Consider the following 594-nt stretch of genomic DNA (forward strand, 5'->3'; position numbering starts at 1 on the left):
GGTCAAAACCATTAGCTAATTCGGAATATTCCCTGATTGACCTGCTTTTAAAAAAATTGTCGCTCGAGAGCGATTACGAATGGGACGATCGGTACGAACGTCGTTCGTAATTCTTGATGCGCAAAGCGTCAAAAATACGGCAACACCCCAAAATAAAGGGTATGATGGCGGCAAGAAAATCAGTGGGATTAAACGCCACCTTGCCGTTGATATTAATGGTCTCCCATTCGCGATCCACATTACCACAGCTAATGTCTCCGAACGGGACGGTGCGATCGCTTTACTCGCGTTAAATGAAGAGCAGTTTGATCTTGTTCAGCGAGTGATGGCCGATGGTGGCTATACAGGCGACAACTTCGCCCAGTCGGTCCATGCAATCATTGGTGCAGATGTCATTATCGCCAAACAAAGTGATCTGAAGAACGGTCAAGTAACGCCACAGCGCTGGGTCGTGGAACGTAGTTTCAGTTGGTTAACCAACTGGCGACGGCTTTGGTTCAATTGCGAACGCAAGTTAAATACCAGTAAAGTCATGGTTGCTATGGCCTTTATAGGGATCCTGCTTGCTCGTCAATAGAGACCTCAAACAGCTTC

At 47.0% G+C, this 594-nt stretch carries 1 pseudogene; it reads left to right on the forward strand.

Annotated features, from left to right (window positions below):
• Positions 1-577, forward strand: a pseudogene (locus KGF70_RS17055) (IS5 family transposase); the annotation flags it as partial.
• Positions 578-594: the final 17 nt, after the last annotated feature.

The organism is Lactiplantibacillus sp. 7.2.4 (assembly GCF_018991185.1).
Classification (GTDB): domain Bacteria; phylum Bacillota; class Bacilli; order Lactobacillales; family Lactobacillaceae; genus Lactiplantibacillus; species Lactiplantibacillus pentosus.